The sequence below is a fragment of the Streptomyces sp. NPDC101110 genome (assembly GCF_044759525.1).
In the GTDB taxonomy this organism is placed as follows: domain Bacteria; phylum Actinomycetota; class Actinomycetes; order Streptomycetales; family Streptomycetaceae; genus Streptomyces.
Genome location: NZ_JBIVZM010000010.1, coordinates 79,962 through 97,805, shown reverse-complemented (window position 1 = coordinate 97,805; position 17,844 = coordinate 79,962). Strand labels below are relative to the sequence as shown.

Below are 17,844 nucleotides of genomic sequence, written 5' to 3'. Positions count from 1 at the left end.
TGCGCACAGGGGTCGCCACCGGTGAGGAAAGGGTTGCCGCCGCTTCGAGAATTTTTCACGAGTCGCCGCCGTCGTCGTCCACGGCGGCGAAGCCACCGCCCACCGACAGCTGCCGGGCACCTGCGGCGGCCGTCACGGCATAGGTGTCCGCGCCCGCGTCACGCCCGCCGCGAGCGTGGTCGTACTGGCCCGCGAACACCCACTCGCCCGCGGGGACCGTGCGGCCCTCCTTGAGGGTCCAGGTGTAGACGAGGAAGCCGCCCCGCTCGGCGACCGTGAGGGTGAAGTCGTTCTCCGGCAGGGAGCGCCAGGCGCCCGCCTGGGAGACCCCGCCGGTCTGGGCGACCTGCAACCGCACGGTCAACGCGGTCAGTTGCTCACGGGTCTTGAGCGTGATGTCGCTCTGCGCCCAGAAGTCGTTGCTGTGCGGGTCGACCGAGCCGTCCGACCACAGCGGGCCGTCCTCGACGGTGGTGCGCGCCCGCTCGCCGGACGGGGCGCTCGGCGTCCTCGACGGCGGGGGCCCGGACGCGCGGTGCTCGGGCGACCGGCTCGGCGTCGGCCGCACCGGCGCCGTCTCGGGGGCCCGCCTCGTCGCCCCGGGGGACGGCGTGGGCGTCGGCGTCGGCGACGTCGCCACGTCACGCTGCCGCGGGGCGGCCTCGTCCTGCACCGCGGACGCCACCGCGTAGCCGCCCACCGCGAGGACACCGGCGACCGCGGCGGTCGCGCCCGCCACCCGCATCCAGCCGAACACCGGTGGGCGCGCGGCCCGATGAGCGGAAACGGCCGGACCGGCCATGCCGCGTTCGATCCGGGCCAGCATGCGCGCCCGGTCGGGGTCGTGCGCCCCGGCCGCCTCGCGCAGCCGGGCGCGCACCTCCTCGTGCACGTCCCGCCGCATGCTCATCGGCCCCGCCCTCCGCCCTCTCCGGTGCGCACGCCCTCCACAGCCGGCGAGCAGCGGGGACCACCCAGCGCCGCGTGCATCCGCTGCGGCACCCCCTGCGTCCCCAGCAACCGGTGGAGTTCGGCCATTCCCTTCGAGGTCTGGCTCTTCACCGTACCCACCGACACGCCGAGCGCCAGCGCGGTGTCCTTCTCCGACAGGTCGAACGCGTGCCGCAGCACCACACAGGCCCGCTTGCGGAACGGCAGCCGGCGCAACGCCTCCTGCACGTCGACCACACCGGCGACGTCCGGGTTCTCGGTGTTCTCCTCGCGCTGGGACCAGAACAGGGCGATGCGCCGCCGCTCGCGCACCGCGCTGCGGATGCGGGTACGGGCCAGGTTGGCGACCACACCGCGCGCGTAGGCCGCCGGATGGTCGGCCGCGCGCACCCGGTCCCAGCGGTGCCACAGCGCCAGCAGCGCGTCTGCGGCCAGGTCGTCCGCGGTGTCCGCCTCGCCGGTCAGCAGGTGGGCCAGGCGGGAGAGTTCGGCGTAGTGGCGCTCGAAGAAGGCATGGAACTCCACGGAGGCGGTGTCGTCGACGACCGTGCCCACGGGCGACCTCTCCTCCAGCGGCTACGGGCGCTCCCGGCCGGCGCACCCTGTGACTGTCATGTAGATGACATGTGCCCATCCGGGGGAGGCCCGGACGAGATCGGGAAGCGTAGCAGCGATCGTCGAACAGTTCGTACAGAGCCTCGAACGACGTATGGCGGGCCGGACTCTGATTCCGTAACACGGAGAAAACCTGAACGGGGTTCAGCACGGGCACAATCCGGCCAGCATCCGCACACCGATCACCCAGGCACCGAGGAGCACGCGCCATGTCAGAACCGCAGCAGGTCACCGACCGGCCCCCCGCGGACGAACCCCGGACGAACAGCGTCGACCGGTTCTTCAAGATCTCCGAGCGAGGCTCCACCTTCGGCCGGGAGATCCGCGGCGGCTTCGCCACGTTCTTCACGATGGCCTACATCCTTGTCCTGAATCCCATCATTCTGGGCAGCGCGAAGGACAAGTTCGGGCACCAGCTGGACGCCGTCCAACTCACCACCGCCACCGCCCTGGTGGCCGCCGTCATGACGATCGTCATGGGCGTCGGCGGCAACCTGCCCCTCGCGCTCGCCGCCGGACTCGGTCTGAACGCCGTGGTCGCCTTCCAGATCGCCCCGCTGATGAGCTGGGACGACGCCATGGGCCTGATCGTCCTCGAAGGCCTGCTGATCTGCGTGCTGGTGGTGACCGGCCTGCGCGAGGCCGTCATGCACGCGATACCCCAGCCGCTCAAGCAGGCGATCAGCGTCGGCATCGGCCTGTTCATCGCCTTCATCGGCTTCGTCGACGCCGGGTTCGTCAGCCGCATCCCGGACGCCGCGAACACCACCGTGCCCGTTCAGCTCGGCGGCACGGGCACCCTCGCCGGCTGGCCGATGCTGGTCTTCTGCCTCGGCGTGCTGCTGACGATCGGGCTGCTCGCCCGCAAGGTCAAGGGCGCCATCCTGATCAGCATCGTCACCATGACCGCGCTGGCGGTGGTCATCGACTCCGCCGCCGACATCAAGTCCTGGGGCCTGACCACGCCCGCCTGGCCGGACCGGCTCGTCGACGCCCCCGACTTCGGGCTCATCGGCGACTTCGACCTGTTCGGTGCCTTCGGCGCCCCCGGCGTCGGCGTCGTCACCGTCGTCCTGCTGATCTTCACGCTGATCCTGTCCGACTTCTTCGACACCATGGGCACGGTCGTCGGCATCAGCGCCGAGGCCGGCCTGCTCGACGAGGACGGCAAGGTCCCGAACCTCGGCCGGGTGCTGCTCATCGACGGTGCGGCCGCGGTCGCCGGCGGTGCGGCCTCCGCCTCCTCGGCGACCTCCTACATCGAGTCCGCCGCCGGTGTCGGAGAGGGCTCGCGCACCGGCTTCTCCAACCTCGTCACCGGCGGCCTGTTCGGCCTCGCGCTGTTCCTCACCCCGCTGCTCACCATCGTCCCGCTCCAGGCGGCCGCCCCGGCCCTGATCGCCGTCGGCTTCCTGATGATGACCCAGGTCAAGCACATCGACTGGGACCGCTACGACGTCGCCATACCGGCGTTCCTCACCATCGCCGTGATGCCGTTCACCTACTCCATCACCAACGGCATCGGCGCCGGCTTCCTCGCCTACGTCGTCATCAAGACCGTGCTCGGCAAGGCCAAGGAGGTGCACTGGCTGCTGTGGGGGACCTCGGCGCTGTTCCTCGTGTACTTCGCGATCGACCCGATCGAGCAGCTCCTGGGCGCGAAGTGACGCCGGACGCGCGCTGACACGAGGACGGGCCGCCCCCGGGGGGAAGGGGGCGGCCCGTCTCGTCCGTACAGACGGCGTATCGGCGGCCGAGGTTCAGTCCTTGAGCGCCGCTTGCATCATCGCCTTGGCGACCGGAGCCGCGAGCCCGTTGCCACTGACCTCCGAGCGGGCCGCGTTCGACTGCTCCACGACCACCGCCACGGCGACCTCCTTGCCCGAGGAGTCGGACTTGCCGTACGAGGTGAACCAGGCGTACGGCACCTGGCTGTTGTTCTCGCCGTGCTGGGCCGTACCCGTCTTGCCGCCCACGGTCGCGCCCGGGACCTGCGCGTTCGTGCCCGTGCCCTTGCTGACGACCGTCTGCATCGCCGACTGCAACTGCTCGGCGGTCGAGGAGCTGACGATCTCCTTCGAACCGGCGTCGTCGTAGTCCTCCAGCACATCGCCACCGCTGTCGGTGATCTGCGAGACCAGGTGCGGCGACACCAGCTTGCCGCCGTTGGCAATGGCCGCCGAGACCATGGCCATCTGCAGCGGTGTGGCCGTGACGTCGAACTGGCCGATGCCCGTCAGGGCCGTCTGCGAGGGGTACATGTCCGACGGGTACACGCTCGTGTAGGCCCGGACCGGCACGTCCAGTTTGTCGTCGTTGAAGCCGAACTTCTCCGCCATCGCCTTCACCTTGTCCTGGCCCAGCTTCACGGCCATCTTGGCGAAGACGTTGTTGCACGAGTACTCCAGCGCCGTACGGATGGTCGCGTTCGTGCAGGGCGCGTTGGGGTTCTCGTTCGTCAGGTCCCGGCTGGTGCCCGGCAGCGTGTACGGGTCGGGGCTGTCCGTCCTGACGTCCACCGACGAGTACAGCCCGTCCTCCAGCGCGGCCGCCGCCACCACCAGCTTGAACGTCGAGCCGGGCGGCAGCGGCTGCCGCAGCGCGCGGTTGACCAGCGGCTTCTCCGGGTCGGTGGTGAGCTTCTGCCAGGCCGATCCCGCGGTGTTGGCGTCGGTCAGCGAGGACGGGTCGTACGACGGCGTCGACACGGCCGCGAGGATCTTGCCGGTCTTCGGGTCGATGGCGACGGCCCCGCCCTTCTTGTCGCCGAGCGCGTCGTAGGCCGCCTTCTGCACGTCCGGGTCGACGGTCGTGACCACGTTGCCCGGTTCGGCCCGCTGGTTGGTGAGCGTGTCCAGCACGGACTTGAGCCGGCTGTCCGTGCCGTTGAGCAGATCGGTGTAGATGCCCTCCAGCTGAGTCGGGGCGTACGCCTGCGACGCGTAACCCGTCACCGCCGCGTAGAGCGGGCCGTCCGTGTACGTCCGCTTGTACTTCAGGTCGCCCGTCTTCGTCGGCGCCGAGCCGGTGACCGACCGGCCGCCCACGATGATGTTTCCGAGCGGCGCCGAGTACGTCTCGATCGCGTTCCGCCGGTTGTCCTTGTCGTCTGCCAGCGCCCGGCCCTCGTAGAACTGCACCCAGGTCGCCCTGACCAGCAGAGCCAACACCAGGAGCAGCGAGAAGACCGAAGCGCGCCTGATCGTCTTGTTCATTCCGAACAGGAGGACGAGCCACGCCGGGCGGATCGTTCCCGTCCGTCCCGGTTTCTCATCCTGAGGGACGGTTTTCTCATCCGCCGTTCAGAAAGCCCGCTTCGTACGCGGCGATCACCGCCTGGGTCCGGTCCCGGGTGGCGGTCTTGGCCAGGACCGCCGCGACGTGGGATTTCACTGTGGCCGGGCCGACCTCCATCCGCCGGGCGATCTCCGCGTTGGTCAGGCCCCGCGCCATGTGCCGCAGCACCTGTCCCTCGCGTCCCGTGAGCTTCGCCACCCACGCCGGCGGTGCCGGGTGCGCCCGGGCGTGCTCGGTGGCGAGGGTGCGCACGGCCGCCGGGAACAGCAGGCTGTCGCTGCGCGCGACCAGCCGGACCGCCTGCACCAGCGCGTCGGCGTCCGCCCGTTTCAGCAGGAACCCGGCGGCTCCGGCGCGCAGCGCGTCGTACACATAGGAGTCGTTCTCGAAGGTCGTCACGACGACGATCCTGGGCGGCTCGTCCATCGTGGCGAGGATCTGCTCGGTGGCGCGGATCCCGTCGGTCTCCGGCATCCGGACGTCCATGAGGACGACGTCCGGCCGCAGCTCCCGCACGACCGCCACCGCCTCGGCACCGGTGGCGGCCTCGCCCGCGACCTCCAGGTCCGGCTCGGCGGAGAGGATGGCGCGCAGCGCGGATCGCACCATGCGCTCGTCGTCGGCGAGGACGACACGGATCGGGTCCGGGCGGGTCATTCGGCGCCTCTCATACGGGTTCGCTCATACGGGTTCGCTCACGCGAGGTCTCTCCCGCGGGACGGGTCGTGCGGGTCCCTCTCGTGCGGTCTCTCTCGTGCGGGACGGGTCGTGCGGGTCCCTGTCGTGCGGTCCTCACCTGCGGATCCTCCCGCGCGATCCCTCTCCCGCGGGACGGGTCGTGCGGGTCCCCCGGGTGCGGTCCTTCTCATGTGGCCCCTCTCATACGGGCCCCCTCATCGGCAGGCGTGCGTGCAGCCGCCAGGTCTGTGCCGCGGTCGCTCCGGCCGTCGCCGTGCCGCCCAGCAGCCTCGCCCGGTCCGCGATGCCCCGCAGGCCGTGGCCCCCGCCGGTGCGGGACGGGGCGGCGCCGGTCACCGGGTTCTCCACGGTGATCTCCAGCTCCCCCTCCGCCACCACGATCCGCACCTGGACGGCGGCCCGCTCACCGGCGTGCTTGAGGGCGTTGCTCAGCCCCTCCTGCACGATGCGGTAGGCCTCACGGGACAGCAGCGGCGGCAGCGCCCGAGGATCGGCGTCCACGGTGGCACTCACCCGCTGTCCCCCCGCCCGGGTGCGACGCAGCAGTCCGTCGAGGTCGGCGGCGAGGGTCGGCCCCGGGGCCGTGCCGGGGGCGTCGCCCTCGCGCAGCACACCGAGCACGGCGTCGAGTTCACCGACCGTTCGCCGGGTCGTGTCCTCGATCGCGGCGAGGGCCTCCCGGACGAAATCCGGGTCGGAGTCGAGGACCCGGCGGGCCGCGCTCGCCTGGAGCGTGACCGCGCTCAGGGCGTGGCCGACGGAGTCGTGCAGCTCCCGCGCCAGCCGGTTGCGCACGGCCAGGTCGGCCGCGCGGGCCTCGGCGGCGGCGAGCCGCTCCCGGGGCGTGGGGCCGAGCAGCACGGGCGCCCAGCGGGCCAGCAGCGCACCGCAACCGGCCGCGCAGCCGGCGAGGGCCACGAGCGAGACCGCCCCCGCGACCGGGGCGAGCGCCAACACCCAGGAATGGCCGAAGACTTCGGGCAGCCCGAGACGGTCGCCGCGCACCCCCACGAGGACCGGCAGCACGATCAGCGTGACGGCGAACGGCGGCAGCGCCAGCGACATCCCCGCGATGATCCCGCCGAACCCCAGATGCAGCGTGAACCACGCGGCCGTACGGCCCTTCTCGCCTCGCGTGCGCGCCGGGCCGGAGGCGAGCCGGTCCGCGTCCACACCGCACAGCCAGCGCACGGCGGCCGACTCCAGCGGCCGGGTCAGCGGGAACAGCGAGGTGACGGCCGCGAGCGGCAGACCCAGGCCGAACGAGGCGAGTTGCAGGGGGAAGGAGCCGAAGACGTCGGTGGATCCGGTGGCCGGGCCGATGACCACGGAGCCGACCAGGACGTACGGCATGGCCAGCGCACCGCCGAGGATCAGATGGATCCAGCGCAGGCGCGCCCGTCGGCCGAACAGCAGCCGGGCGACTCCGCTCACGCCGCCCGCCGCACGGCCCCGGCCGAGCGCTCCGCGAAGTGGTAGGCGCCGATGGCGGCGACCAGGAGGCCGACGAGCATCTGGCCAGAGTAGGCGAGGTTCATCAGCGGTGTGGCGCGGTCGGCGAGGTCCGCCGGACCGCCGAGGGAGGCCAGCGACAGCCAGCCGCCCCAGCAGGCCACGGCTCCCGAACCGACCCAGGCGAGCGAGAGCGGCACCGCCACGGGCAGGGCCCGGCCGCGCCGGAAGGCCAGCAGCACCGCACCGCAGACCGCCGCGAGCAGGAACACGACGAACAGGGCCTCCAGCACGTAGAACTCACCGCCCCGGTCCGCGGCCCGGCCCGTACTGAGCCCGGTGGGGACGCCGCAGGCCCACAGGGAGTGGAGCGTGAGCGGCGGCAGGGCGAGCACGGCCGCGGCCCCGGCGAGAAACCGGTGGGCCGGCCCGGTGAAGCCGACGGGAAGGTCCCACACCCGCCCGCGCCACAACCGCCCCCAGCGGTCGCGCGCGTAGAGCACGAAGAGCCCGCCGAGGGCGAGACCCTGCGCGATGAACCCCGTGTACACGACGGTGAACACCCACTCGTCCAGGAAGGCCTCCCGGCCCGCCGACGAGGCGCCGCCCCGCCCCGACGCCCGCACCACCAGCTGCGCCGGGAACCCGGCCATGACGGGCGCGAGCAGCCCGGTCGCGACCCACATGGGGAACGCGAGCAGCCACGCGGGCACCTTCAGCCCCCATGGCCGGGTCAGTACCAGCGCCAGCACGATGACCGCGCTGTCCAGCAGGATCGAGAGGCCGTTGATCACGGCGATGGTGAGACGGTCGTCGAGCAACGGGCTGCCCTCGGGTATCCCGACGTGACTCCCGGCGACCCACGCGGCTTTGAGGGCGAGGTACGGCACACAGGAGGCGACGGCGACGGCACGGAGGATCCGCCGGGCGCGGCCGGGACCGGCGGTGGGGCGGACGGCGGGAGCGAGCGACTGCGTCATGCGATCAGGCTCCCGCGCGCAGGCCCGCCGCCACCTCCTGCCCGGCGACGATCCGCCTCCGCCGGGCGGGGGAGAGGCCCTCGGCGCCTCAGCCCTCCAGGATGAGCACCGTCTCGTCGATCTCGGCGCCCCGGGCCTGGGCGTACCCGCGGGCCGCCGCCGTCACCCGGAAGCCGCACTTCTCCAGCACGCGCAGCGACCCCGTGTTGTCCGACGCCGCCCGGGCGTACAGCGGGCGTTCGGGCACCTCGGCGAGCAGCGCCCGCAGCGCCTGCGTGGCAATGCCCTTGCCCCAGTACGCGCGATCGACCCAGTACGTCACCTCGCGCTCGCCCGGCACCCCGTACACCCCCGCGCTGCCGACCACGTCCCCGTCGGCCAGCACCGTACGCACGACGACGTCGGGCGAGGAGCGCATCCGGGACCAGCGGGTGTCGAAGGCGGCCCGGTCGGTGGGATCCTCCGGGGTGAAGGCCGCCATGCTCAGGGACTCGGGGTCGTTCATCTGCCGGAAGAAGACCGGCAGATCGCTGTCGTGGACCTGGCGCAGCTCGACATTCATGCCTCAGAGCCTACGGGTGGCCAGTGTCAGCCGGTCCCGTGCGTCGAAGAGCGCGTCCTTCACGAGCTGCTCGTGCGCCGGGGTCAGGCGGGCCACCGGCACCGAGCAGCTGATCGCGTCCCGCGCCGGCGTGCGGTACGGGATCGCCACGCCGAAGCAGCGCAGCCCCAGGGTGTTCTCCTCGCGGTCCACGGCGAAGCCCTGCTCGCGCACCTGGCGCAGCTCCTCGATGAGCTTCTCCCGGTCGGTGATGGTGTGCTCGGTCAGCGCGGGCAGCGTCTCGGGGAGCATCTTGCGGACCTGCTCGTCGGAGTACGTGCTCAGCAGGGCCTTGCCGAGGGACGTCGAGTGCGCGGGCAGCCGGCGGCCGACCCGGGTGAAGGGGCGCAGGTAGTGCTGTGACTGGCGGGTGGCGAGGTAGACGACGTTCGTGCCGTCGAGGCGGGCGAGGTGGATCGTCTCGGTCGTGTCGTCCGAGAGCCGGTCCAGCGTCGGGCGGGCCGCGGCGACGACCTCGTCACCGTCGATGTACGACGTGCCCACGAGCAGCGCCCGCACCCCGATGCCGTAGCGCGTGCCCGTCGCGTCCGTCTCCACCCAGCCCAGTTCGACCAGGGTGCGCAGCAGCATGTAGAGGCTGGACTTGGGATATCCGACGGCCTCCTGGACCGCCGCGAGGCTGTGCATGCCGGGGCGTCCGGCGAAGTATTCGAGCAGTTCAACCGTTCGTACCGCGGACTTGACCTGCGCCCCGCCGCCCGTCTCGCCAGCCGACATCGCCCTTGACCCCTTCGTTGGACGGGAAATAGTCTCCACAGCATATTCATCATCAGAGACAGCGTTCAGTATATCGAACATGCCTGGTGGATGACCCAGTACTGCGGCATTACATGTGTGGAGGGACCCGCGGTGGCAGCAGCACCAGTCTGGAGTGTCGACCCCCGAACCGGGAAGCAGCGTGAACAGGTTGCGGTGGAGGCCACAGCCCAGGAGGTGGACGCCGCCGTCCGTGCCGCACACGAGGCCCGCGGGGCCCTCGCCGACCGCACGGTTCGCTCGGCCTTCCTCCGCGCGGCCGCGGAGGAACTGGAGGCGGCAAAGGACGGGCTGGTCGAGACCGCCGACGCCGAGACCGCGCTCGGCCCGGTCCGGCTGACCGGCGAGCTCGCCCGCACCTGCTACCAGCTGCGCGCCTTCGCCGGCATCGTCGACGAGGGTGCCTTCCTCGACGTCGTCATCAACCACCCCGACGACACCGCGACCCCACCGATCCCGGACCTGCGCCGCTACAAGGTGCCGCTGGGTGTCGTCGCCGTCTACTCCGCGTCGAACTTCCCCTTCGCCTTCTCGGTCGCCGGCGGCGACACCGCGAGCGCCCTCGCGGCCGGCTGCCCCGTCGTCGTCAAGTCCCACCCGGACCACCCGGCCCTGTCCGAGTACGTGGCCAAGGTGCTGCGCCGCGCCGCCGCCCGGCACGGCATCCCCGAGGGCGTCGTGGGCCTGGTCCACGGCTTCGAGGCGGGCGTCGAGCTGATCAAGCACCCGCTGGTCGCCGCGGCCGGCTTCACCGGCTCCGTGCGCGGCGGCCGGGCGCTCTTCGACGCGGCGGCGGCCCGCCCCGTCCCGATCCCCTTCCACGGCGAGCTGGGCTCCCTGAACCCGGTCGTCGTCACCGAGGCCGCGGCGGCCGAGCGGGCCGAGGCGATCGGTGCCGGTCTCGCCGGCTCCATGACCCTGGGCGTCGGCCAGTTCTGCGTGAAGCCGGGCCTGGTCCTGGCGCCGGCCGGAGCAGCGGGCGACGCCCTGCTGAAGTCCCTGACCGACGCCGTCAGCGACACCGACGCCGGGGTCCTGCTCGACCACCGCATGCGCGACAACTTCGTGGCCGGTGTCGCCGAGCGGGCCGGGCTGCCCGACGTCGGCTCCCCGGTCACCCCGGGCGCGGGCGGCGAGCACACCGTCAGCGCGGGCTTCCTCACGGTGCCGGCGAGCAGGCTGGCCGCGGAGGGCGAGCACGACCTGCTCCTGGAGGAGTGCTTCGGGCCGGTCACCGTGGTGGCCCGCTACGAGGACGAGGGCGAGGTCAAGGCCGTGCTGTCGCGGCTGCCGGGCAACCTGACGGCGACGGTGCAGCTGTCCGAGGAGGAAGCCGCCGGGCAGGGCCGCGGCGCCGAGATCCTCGCGGAGCTGACACCGCTGGCCGGGCGCGTGCTGGTCAACGGCTGGCCGACGGGTGTCGCCGTCGCTCCTGCCCAGCACCACGGTGGTCCGTACCCGGCGACGACCTCGACGTCCACGTCGGTGGGCGGTACGGCGATCGAGCGGTGGATGCGGCCTGTTGCGTATCAGAACGCCCCCGAGGCGCTGCTGCCGGAGGAGTTGCGGGACGAGAACCCGCTGGGGCTGCCTCGTAGGTTCAACGGGCGTTTGGAGCGTTAGCGCCGTGGGGGTGGGTGGACTGCGGGCTGCGGGCTGCGGGCCCATCCGGGCTGATCGCGCCCACGCAGCGGTGCCGCAAATTGACACGGTCCCGCGTCCCTGAGGGGGCGGAGCTGAAAGACTTGGCCGAATGGATCTGATACTTCCCGAACTCCCCTTCGGCCTGCGCACCTACGGGCCCGACGGTCATTGGTCCCACGAGGACGGTGTGCTCACCGGGTGGGCCGGGGCGCGGCAGGATCGGTTCGTTCCGCCCACCGGGGAGGGCCTGGACCCCGCTACGGACGCGCCCCGGCTGCTCGGGGCGCCCGAAGGGGACTTCCAGCTGATCGCCAAGGTCACCGTCGGGTTCGGCGCGGCCTTCGACGCCGGGGTGCTCTACGTCCACGTGGGGGAGCGGGCCTGGGCCAAGCTCTGCCTGGAGTACTCCCCGGACGTCCCCACCGTCTGCACGGTGGTCACCCGGGGGCACTCCGACGACGCCAACTCCTTCACCGTGGACGGCAGTTCCGTCTGGCTCCGGGTGAGCCGCACCGGCCGTGCCTTCGCCTTCCACGCCTCCCGCGACGGCGAACGCTGGACCTTCGTGCGCCTGTTCACCCTCTCCGGCGAGAAGGAGAGCGGTGCGGCCCTGGTCGGCTTCATGACCCAGTCCCCGATGGGGGAGGGCTGCGTGGTGACCTACGACCACATCGAGTTCAGGCCGTCCTGGCCGGACGACCTCAGGGACGGCAGCTGAGGCCGCGCCCGGAACCGTCCCGGGCACGGCCACGTCCTCGGTTCCATGATCCAGGACCGAATGCCCCCAGGCCGTGTGATCCGTACCGTCCTGCCCGCCGAGCTGGCGGACGTCGTCGCGCTGCACGCCCGGGCCCGGGCGACGTACTACCCCGACGGGGTGCCCCAGGACGGCACCGACTGGACGGAGGCCTGGCGCGGCGCCCTCACCCGGCCGGACGGGCGGGTGCTGTGCGTCGTGGAGGCCGGGCGCATGGTCGGCCTGGCCTCCTTCCGCCGGCCCGAGGGCGCCCCGGCGGACGAGGTGAAGCTGCTCCAGTTCCACGTCGACCCCGGTCACTGGCGCCGCGGTGTCGGCACCGCGCTGCACGCCGCCTGCATCGAGGAGTGGCGGGGCGACGGCAGGCGGACGGCCGTTCTCGACGTGCACGTCGACAACCGGCGGGCGCAGGGGTTCTACCGGCGGCAGGGCTGGGTCCCGGAACCGGCCGGACCGGGAGACCACCACCTGCGGATGCGGTTCGCCCTGCGCGGGGAATGAAGCCCGCTGCTTGAACGTTCATCCACTCGGCGGAGGGAGTCTCCGTACCGTACGACCTGGAGAGAGCCGAGACATGCGCGTCGAGATCTGGAGCGACATCGCCTGCCCCTGGTGCTACGTGGGCAAGGCCCGCTTCGAGAAGGCGCTGCGGGACTTCCCGCACCGCGACGACGTCGAGGTGGTGCACCGCTCCTTCGAGCTGGACCCGGGCCGCGCCAAGGACGACATCCAGCCCGTGATCACGATGCTCACCAAGAAGTACGGGATGAGCGCCGCACAGGCCGAGGCCGGGGAAGACAACCTCGGGGCCCAGGCCGCCGCCGAGGGACTCGCCTACCGCACCCGCGGCCGCGACCACGGCAGCACCTTCGACATGCACCGCCTGCTGCACTTCGCCAAGGAACAGGGACGCCAGGACCAGCTGCTCGACGGGCTCTACCGGGCCAACTTCGCCGAGGAGCGCTCCGTCTTCGACGACGACGAGCGGCTGGTGGAGCTCGCCACGGCCGCCGGGCTGGACGCCGAGGCCGTGCGCACCGTGCTCGCCGACCCGGACGCGTACGCCGCCGAGGTCCGCGCCGACGAGCGCGAGGCCGCGCAGCTCGGGGCGAACGGCGTGCCGTTCTTCGTGCTCGACCGGAAGTACGGCGTCTCCGGCGCCCAGCCCGCCGAGGTCTTCGCCCAGGCCCTGGCCCAGGCGTACGGCGAGCGCCCGGCCCTGCGGATCGTCGACGGCGGCGCGGACGCGGACGCCTGCGGCCCGGACGGCTGTGCCGTGCCCCAGCACTGAAACGCCCAGGTCGGAGCCCACCCATAAGCGCTCCTTAGCGGCATCACGCAGAAATCGGCAATGGACGGGGAGATCCCGGGGACGCAGAGTGGTCCCATGGAGACCTTCGAGAACCTCGTCCGTGCCGAGTTCACCCCGAAGCACACCTACCTCAACACCGCGAGCAACGGGCTGCTGCCCGCCCGTACCGTCAGTGCCGTACAGCAGGCGGTGCGGATGCGTGCCGAGGGCACGCCCCTGGGTCCCCTGTACGAGGAGGTGGAGGCCGCCCGGGCGTCCTTCGCCCGGCTGGCCGGCGTTCCGGCCGAGCGGGTCGCGACGGGCGCGTCGGTCGCCGAGTACGGCGGGCTGATCGCCGCCTCGCTGCCCGCCGGCGCCGAAGTCCTCACGGCGGAGGCCGACTTCTCGTCGCTGGTGAACCCGTTCCACGCGCGCGGCGACCTCAAGGTGCGCGCCGTGCCCCTGGAGCGGCTCGCCGAGTCCGTCCGTCCCGGCACCGCGCTCGTCGCGGTCAGCGCCGCGCAGTCCGCCGACGGCCGTCTCGCCGACCTGCCCGCCGTACGCGAGGCGGCCCGGACGCACGGCGCCCGCACCTACGTCGACGCCTCCCAGTCGGCCGGCTGGCTGCCGATGGAGGCCGACGCCGACGACTTCCTCGCCGCCGTAGGATTCAAGTGGCTCATGGGCCCGCACGGGGCTGCCTTCTTCGTCGCCCCGCCGGACTTCGGCGGGCTCACGCCGCTGCTCGCGGGCTGGGTCGCCGGCGAACGCCCCTGGGACAGCTGCTACGGCCCCGTCGAGGAACTCGCCCACTCCGCACGGCGGTTCGACATCAGCCCCGCCCTGTTCACCTACGCGGGACTGCGCGCGTCCCTGCAACTGCTGGAGGAGATCGGGGTCGACGTCGTACACGCCCACGACGTCGGTCTCGCGGACCGCTTCCGTACCGGGCTCGCCCGGCTGGGGCACGAGCCGGTGGCGGCGCCGGGCTCGGCGATCGTGTCGGTGCCGGGACTCGGCCACCGGCAGGGCGAACTGAGCCGGTCGGGCATCGAGGTGTCCGACCGGGCCGGGAACCTGCGGGCCGCGTTCCACCTCTACAACACGCCCGCGAACGTGGACCGGCTCCTGGACGCGCTCGCGGCATGACAGAACCGGGTGGGGCCTCCCGTCCCACACGAGGAGGCCCCACCCGGCAGTTCTGTCACACGGTTGTCCCACCGGTGACGACGGTCACCTGAGCGGTCAGGTCACCGCTGACCCCCGTCCCTTCACCGGCGTGAAGTCCCGCGCCCCGATGCGGTGTCTTCCCGGGGGGCGACCCCCGGACCCCCGGCCGAGCGGGCTCACCGGACCGGCGTGAAGTCCCGCGCCCCGATGAACTCCGGACGGCGGATCGGGGCCGCGAAGGGTTCCACCGCCGTGTTCTCCACGCTGTTGAACACGATGAACACGTTGCTGCGCGGGAACGGCGTGATGTTGTCGCCGGAACCGTGCATTGCGTTGCAGTCGAACCAGGTCGCCGACCCGGCCTTGCCGGTGAACAGCCTGATGCCGTGCTGCGTGGCCATCTGCGTCAGCGCCTCGTCCGACGGCGTGCCCGCGTCCTGCATCTGCAGCGACTTCTTGTAGTTGTCCTTCGGCGTCTCACCCGCGCACCCGAGGAACGTCTTGTGCGACCCCGGCATGATCATGAGCCCGCCGTTGGTGTCGTAGTTCTCGGTCAGCGCGATCGAGACCGACACCGTGCGCATCCGCGGCAGACCGTCCTCCGCGTGCCACGTCTCGAAGTCCGAGTGCCAGTAGAAACCACTGGCACCGAACCCCGGCTTGACGTTGATCCGGGACTGGTGGACGTAGACGTCCGAGCCGAGGATCTGCCGAGCCCGGCCGACGACCCGCTCGTCACTGACCAGCTTGGCGAACACCTCACTGATCCTGTGCACCTCGAAGACCGAGCGGATCTCCTTGGACTGCGGCTCGACGATCGACCGTTCGTCTGCCCGAATGTCCGGGTCGTTGACCAGCCGGTTCAACTCGTTGCGGTAGACGGCGACCTCGTCGTCCGTGATCAGCTGATCGATGGCGAGGAAGCCGTCGCGCTCGAAGGACAGCAGGTCGCCGGGCACGATCGGCCCGGGCGCGTCGGGCGCGCCCCAGACGACCGGGTCCTGCCGCGGGGTGGGCACCTCGGTGGCACCGCGGGTGGGGTAGAGGTCGGGGATTCCGGCGGTGGTGGTCGTGTCGGTGGTGGCGGTCATGGAAACGTCACACCTCCTCGGTGAGCAGCGGGTAGACGCCGTTCTCGTCGTGGTCCTCCCGTCCGGTCACAGGCGGGTTGAACACGCAGAGGCAGCGGAAGTCCTGCTTGACCCGCAGCGTGTGCCTCTCGTGCCCGTCCAGGAGGTACATCGTGCCGGGCGTGATCGTGTGGGTCAGCCCGGTCTCGTGGTCGGTCAGCTCGGCCTCGCCCTCCGTGCAGACGACGGCCTCGATGTGGTTCGCGTACCACATCGACGTCTCCGTACCCGCGTAGAGGACCGTCTCGTGCAGGGAGAAGCCGACCTTCTCCTTGGCGAGGACGATGCGCTTGCTCTCCCACGTACCGGACGCCGCCTTCACGTGCCGGTCGGTACCTTCGATCTCCTTGAACGAACGGACAATCACGGTGCTGCGATGCCTCCTAGGTGAATGATGCTCTGGTTCGGTGTCAGGCGGTCTCGCGGACGGCACGGGCCAGGGTGCTCAGACCCTCGTCCAGCTCCTCGGGCGTGATGGTGAGCGCCGGGAGCAGCTTCACGACCTCGCTCTCCGGGCCGGACGTCTCGATGAGCAGCCCGAGCTCGAAGGCGCGCTTGGCGACCTTGCCGGCGCGGGCCTTGTCGTGGAACTCCATGCCCCACACCAGGCCGCGGCCGCGGTACTCCTTCACGTCGGCCAGGTTCTCCTCGGTGATGGAGATCAGCGCCTGCTCGACCTGCTCGCCGCGCTTGCGGGTCTGCTTCTCCATCGCGGAACCGTCGGCCCAGTAGGTCTCCAGGGTCGCGGTGGCGGTGACGAACGCCGGGTTGTTGCCGCGGAACGTGCCGTTGTGCTCGCCCGGCTCCCAGACGTCGAGCTCGGGCTTGAACAGGCACAGAGACATGGGCAGGCCGTAGCCGCTGATCGACTTGGAGACGGTGACGATGTCCGGCGTGATGCCCGCCTCCTCGAAGGAGAAGAACGCGCCGGTACGGCCGCAGCCCATCTGGATGTCGTCGACGATCAGCAGCATGTCCTGCCGCTCGCACAGCTCGGACAGCGCACGCAGCCACTCGGGACGGGCCACGTTGATGCCGCCCTCGCCCTGCACCGTCTCGACGATCACGGCCGCGGGCTTGTTCAGGCCCGAACCCTGGTCCTCCAGCAGCCGCTCGAACCACAGGAAGTCCTCGACGGTGCCGTCGAAGTAGTTGTCGAACGGCATGGGCGTGCCGTGCACCAGCGGGATGCCCGCGCCGGCCCGCTTGAAGGCGTTGCCGGTCACGGCCAGCGAGCCCAGCGACATGCCGTGGAAGGCGTTGGTGAAGGACACGATCGACTCGCGTCCCTTCACCTTGCGCGCCAGCTTCAGCGCGGCCTCCACGGCGTTGGTGCCGGTCGGGCCCGGGAACATGACCTTGTACGGCAGGTCGCGCGGGCGCAGCAGCAGGTTCTGGAAGGCCTCCAGGAACGTGCGCTTGGCCGTGGTCGACATGTCGAGCCCGTGCGTGACGCCGTCCCGCTCCAGGTAGTCGATCAGCGCGCGTTTCAGGACCGGGTTGTTGTGCCCGTAGTTCAGCGACCCGGCTCCGGCGAAGAAGTCGAGGTACTCATGGCCGTCCTCGTCGTACATGCGGCTGCCCACCGCACGGTCGAAGACGGTGGGCCAGCCGCGGCAGTAGCTGCGCACCTCGGACTCGACGGTCTCGAAGACGCTCAGGTCGGGCTGGGTGATGGTCACGACGAATCGCTCCTCGGTACGTGGGGGAAGTCTGTGGGACGGGAGTGGGGTGGGGCGGGAAGTCTCAGTGGGGCAGCGGGCCGATGCGGTAGAGCACCTCGGGGTCGTGCGGCCCGTCGGGGAACACGGCCGTGTCGAACAGCACCTCGCGCTCCAGCCGCGCGCCGTGACGCTCGGCGAACGACGTGAACAGGCGCTCCGAGGCGGTGTTGCCCGGGGTGATGGTGGTCTCCACCGTGGTCACTCCGCGCTCGGCCGCGGTCCGCGCGACCAGGCCGTCGAGCAGCGCGGCGGCCAGTCCGCGCCCGCGGTGGGCCTCGTCCACCGCCACCTGCCAGACCAACAGGGTGTGCGGGCTGTCCGGCCGCACGTACCCGGTGATGAAGCCCATCGGCTCGCCCTGCTCGTCGCGGGCGACGGCCGTGGTGGCGGCGAAGTCCCGGCACCACAGCAGATAGCTGTAGGACGAGTTCAGGTCGAGAACCTTCGAGTCCTTCGCCATCCGCCAGAGTGCGGCTCCGTCAGCCACCGTGGGGCGGTCGATTTGCGGATCTGCTTGTACGGCAGTCATGCGAATTGAACTTACCCAGCGAAATTCAAAATTGCATCGTCGATCGGGGTTACATATGAGCCACGCATGTGTTATCGCGCGAGCGCGAGGCTGGGCACGGCGAAGCGGAGAGTTGCCCGATATTGTCCCGGAAATACCGGGCATAATGGTCAGGATGTGTAACGCGTCACAACCATGTAAGCCCCACAGGACCTGCCGGAATTCCCCCTCCGAGTGTCCTCAAAATC

At 71.3% G+C, this 17,844-nt stretch carries 18 protein-coding genes; 6 read left to right on the top strand and 12 right to left on the bottom strand.

Going from position 1 to position 17,844, the window contains the following annotated elements; all coding sequences use genetic code 11:
• Positions 1–55 precede the first annotated feature (55 nt).
• Both ACIQU3_RS23500 and ACIQU3_RS23495 read right to left on the bottom strand, forming a co-directional pair.
• Positions 56–910 carry a hypothetical protein gene (locus ACIQU3_RS23500; RefSeq protein ID WP_403730228.1) on the bottom strand — a complete coding sequence of 285 codons (855 nt, stop codon included), beginning with the start codon at positions 908–910 and terminating at the stop codon, positions 56–58.
• Positions 907–1,506, bottom strand: coding sequence for a SigE family RNA polymerase sigma factor (locus ACIQU3_RS23495; RefSeq protein WP_403730231.1), 600 nt, complete (start codon positions 1,504–1,506; stop codon positions 907–909). The genes ACIQU3_RS23500 and ACIQU3_RS23495 overlap by 4 nt, the downstream gene beginning before the upstream one ends.
• Before the next feature lie 269 nt (positions 1,507–1,775).
• On the opposite strand from ACIQU3_RS23495, the gene ACIQU3_RS23490 reads away from it, so the two are divergent.
• Entirely contained in the window at positions 1,776–3,233 is a 1,458-nt protein-coding gene (locus ACIQU3_RS23490; protein ID WP_403927574.1) for an NCS2 family permease, read from the top strand.
• Positions 3,234–3,326: 93 nt separating this feature from the next.
• On the opposite strand, the gene ACIQU3_RS23485 is transcribed toward ACIQU3_RS23490, so the two are convergent.
• The 6 genes from ACIQU3_RS23485 to ACIQU3_RS23460 form a co-directional block, all read right to left on the bottom strand.
• On the bottom strand, positions 3,327–4,781 hold the full coding sequence (locus tag ACIQU3_RS23485) for a peptidoglycan D,D-transpeptidase FtsI family protein (RefSeq protein WP_403730507.1): 1,455 nt from the start codon (positions 4,779–4,781) through the stop codon (positions 3,327–3,329).
• A 76-nt stretch (positions 4,782–4,857) separates the two neighbouring features.
• Positions 4,858–5,520, bottom strand: coding sequence for a response regulator (locus tag ACIQU3_RS23480; protein ID WP_403730237.1), 663 nt, complete (start codon positions 5,518–5,520; stop codon positions 4,858–4,860).
• 222 nt (positions 5,521–5,742) lie between these two features.
• On the bottom strand, positions 5,743–6,996 hold the full coding sequence (locus ACIQU3_RS23475; RefSeq protein ID WP_403730240.1) for a sensor histidine kinase: 1,254 nt from the start codon (positions 6,994–6,996) through the stop codon (positions 5,743–5,745).
• A complete protein-coding gene (locus ACIQU3_RS23470) occupies positions 6,993–7,994 on the bottom strand; it encodes a hypothetical protein (protein ID WP_403927571.1) in 1,002 nt (333 codons plus the stop codon). Before ACIQU3_RS23470 ends, ACIQU3_RS23475 begins: the two co-directional genes overlap by 4 nt.
• Positions 7,995–8,082: 88 nt before the next feature.
• Positions 8,083–8,556 (bottom strand): GNAT family N-acetyltransferase, encoded by a 474-nt coding sequence (locus ACIQU3_RS23465; RefSeq protein ID WP_403730246.1) that lies wholly within the window; start codon positions 8,554–8,556, stop codon positions 8,083–8,085.
• Between the two features lie 3 nt (positions 8,557–8,559).
• On the bottom strand, positions 8,560–9,333 hold the full coding sequence (locus tag ACIQU3_RS23460) for an IclR family transcriptional regulator (protein ID WP_031109054.1): 774 nt from the start codon (positions 9,331–9,333) through the stop codon (positions 8,560–8,562).
• 132 nt (positions 9,334–9,465) lie between these two features.
• Between ACIQU3_RS23460 and ACIQU3_RS23455 the strand changes: the two genes are divergently transcribed.
• The 5 genes from ACIQU3_RS23455 (at position 9,466) to ACIQU3_RS23435 (ending at position 14,213) form a co-directional block, all read left to right on the top strand.
• Positions 9,466–10,995 carry an aldehyde dehydrogenase (NADP(+)) gene (locus ACIQU3_RS23455; RefSeq protein WP_403730258.1) on the top strand — a complete coding sequence of 510 codons (1,530 nt, stop codon included), beginning with the start codon at positions 9,466–9,468 and terminating at the stop codon, positions 10,993–10,995.
• Positions 10,996–11,125: 130 nt separating this feature from the next.
• Complete coding sequence (locus tag ACIQU3_RS23450) at positions 11,126–11,734, top strand: DUF1349 domain-containing protein (RefSeq protein ID WP_403927568.1); 609 nt, start codon at positions 11,126–11,128, stop codon at positions 11,732–11,734.
• Positions 11,735–11,779: 45 nt separating this feature from the next.
• Entirely contained in the window at positions 11,780–12,274 is a 495-nt protein-coding gene (locus ACIQU3_RS23445; protein WP_403730264.1) for a GNAT family N-acetyltransferase, read from the top strand.
• A gap of 73 nt (positions 12,275–12,347) precedes the next feature.
• A complete protein-coding gene (locus ACIQU3_RS23440; protein WP_403927565.1) occupies positions 12,348–13,064 on the top strand; it encodes a DsbA family oxidoreductase in 717 nt (238 codons plus the stop codon).
• 96 nt (positions 13,065–13,160) lie between these two features.
• Entirely contained in the window at positions 13,161–14,213 is a 1,053-nt protein-coding gene (locus ACIQU3_RS23435; RefSeq protein ID WP_403730294.1) for an aminotransferase class V-fold PLP-dependent enzyme, read from the top strand.
• A gap of 197 nt (positions 14,214–14,410) precedes the next feature.
• Here ACIQU3_RS23435 and thpD read toward each other — a convergent pair whose 3' ends face one another.
• The 4 genes from thpD to ectA form a co-directional block, all read right to left on the bottom strand.
• Complete coding sequence (thpD, locus tag ACIQU3_RS23430; RefSeq protein WP_385661021.1) at positions 14,411–15,325, bottom strand: ectoine hydroxylase; 915 nt, start codon at positions 15,323–15,325, stop codon at positions 14,411–14,413.
• 7 nt (positions 15,326–15,332) lie between these two features.
• Entirely contained in the window at positions 15,333–15,731 is a 399-nt protein-coding gene (locus ACIQU3_RS23425) for an ectoine synthase (protein WP_003989364.1), read from the bottom strand.
• Positions 15,732–15,774: 43 nt separating this feature from the next.
• Positions 15,775–17,046 (bottom strand): diaminobutyrate--2-oxoglutarate transaminase, encoded by a 1,272-nt coding sequence (ectB, locus tag ACIQU3_RS23420; RefSeq protein ID WP_351641494.1) that lies wholly within the window; start codon positions 17,044–17,046, stop codon positions 15,775–15,777.
• 64 nt (positions 17,047–17,110) lie between these two features.
• Entirely contained in the window at positions 17,111–17,617 is a 507-nt protein-coding gene (gene ectA, locus ACIQU3_RS23415) for a diaminobutyrate acetyltransferase (protein WP_234849538.1), read from the bottom strand.
• Positions 17,618–17,844 lie beyond the last annotated feature (227 nt).